The 1,378-nt window shown below is 71.6% G+C and carries 1 protein-coding gene and 2 pseudogenes; 2 read left to right on the top strand and 1 reads right to left on the bottom strand.

Annotated features, from left to right (window positions below; all coding sequences use genetic code 11):
• Positions 1-222, bottom strand: a pseudogene (locus AOK08_RS37040) (NERD domain-containing protein); the annotation flags it as partial.
• Positions 223-346: 124 nt separating this feature from the next.
• On the opposite strand from AOK08_RS37040, the gene AOK08_RS37035 reads away from it, so the two are divergent.
• Positions 347-853, top strand: coding sequence for a protein-tyrosine phosphatase family protein (locus AOK08_RS37035; protein WP_241827252.1), 507 nt, complete (start codon positions 347-349; stop codon positions 851-853).
• Between the two features lie 290 nt (positions 854-1,143).
• Positions 1,144-1,378 (top strand): annotated as a pseudogene (locus AOK08_RS46750) (hypothetical protein); the annotation flags it as partial.

Here is a 1,378-nt window from a genome sequence, read left to right as displayed (position 1 = left end):
GGCCAGCTCCGCCGGGGTCGGGACCGGGGGCGGGCCCACTGTCACCGGGCCCGTCAGGAAGGGGCCCAGGGCTTCCAGCACGTCCCCTCTGAGGTCGTCGCTCAGCAGGTTGACCCGGGACGACTCACGGTCGTACCAGGCGATGTTCCGGCCGTCCGTCATACACACGTACAGCCGGTCGTGACCCTGGTGCCAGGCCGGTACGACGCGCAGTCCGCTCATCCACCATCACCCCAATCCCCCCACGACCATGGGAACAGGCGGGGTGCTGCCGGGGCAAGGACCCGGTTACCTTTGGGAGAGAGTCGGTGCGGAGTTGGGTGCCCGAGTTGGGGAGGCGGCGTAGTTGCGGACCCGCAGGAAGGAGCCCGATGTGCCGGCTCCGGGCGAACCGTGGAGCGAGATCGTGCCCGGGCTGTGGATGGGCGGCCACGAGTTCGCGCGTCGCCCGGGAGAGATCGAGTTCGCCGTCGTGCACGACGAGTTCGACCTGGTCATCAGCCTGCTCAAGCTGCCCGGCCACGGACCCGATCCAGGCGTCGAGCACCTTGTGTGGCCCGTCCCGGACGGGCCGCTCGACGGGACCCAGCTCGCCGGCGTCATCCGGCTGGCCCAGGCCGTGTGCGACGCGCTGGAGGACGGGCGCAAGGTGCTCGTGCGCTGCTACAGCGGCTACAACCGGTCGGGGCTCGTCGTCGCGCACGCCCTCGTCCGCGACGGACACGGCATCGACGAGGCGATCGGTCTCATCCGTTCCCGCCGCTCCCCCTGGGCCCTGCACAACGCCCTCTTCGTGGAGTATCTGCGTACGGGCCTGCCCACGGCCCGGCTGCTGGAGGAGCTCGCGGAGTAGCGGAGCAGGAGTGGAGCAGGAGCAGGGGCAGGAGTCGTGGGTGTCACGGGTGTCACGGGTGTCACAGGTGTCACAGGTGTCACAGGTGTCACTGAAGGCTCGGAGCAACCCACCCGGCGCACTGGGTTTCCCTCCGAATAAGGTGTTCGTTACGGGGCGACCGACCGGTTGCCGCCCGCCCCGCCGACCCAGCCCGCCCCTCCTCGGCCCGGACGCAGGAGCGCAGCACAGTGACTCCCAGGACTCCCAGCCGTATCTCCCGTGCCGCCCGTACCTCCCGCGCCGCCCTCATCTGCTTCCTCACCCTCGGCCTCGCCCTCACCGCCTCCGCCTGCGGTGACGCCGGTGGGCTGCGTGGGGCCGGGCCGACCGCCACCGCCGTCAGCCCCGCCCGGCTCTGGCCCGAGCTGCCCGCCGCCTCCAGCCCCGCCTGGGCCTACGGCGAGGCCGAGACACAGGTCGTGAAGGGCGTCACCGCCCCCGGCGACGACATCCGCAAGGTCGACCCGGTGGCCGTCGTACGGG

The organism is Streptomyces graminilatus (assembly GCF_001418565.1).
Taxonomy (GTDB): Bacteria; Actinomycetota; Actinomycetes; order Streptomycetales; family Streptomycetaceae; genus Streptomyces; species Streptomyces graminilatus.
Note: the sequence above shows the minus strand (reverse complement) of the source record. Positions and strands in the feature narration are given on the sequence as shown.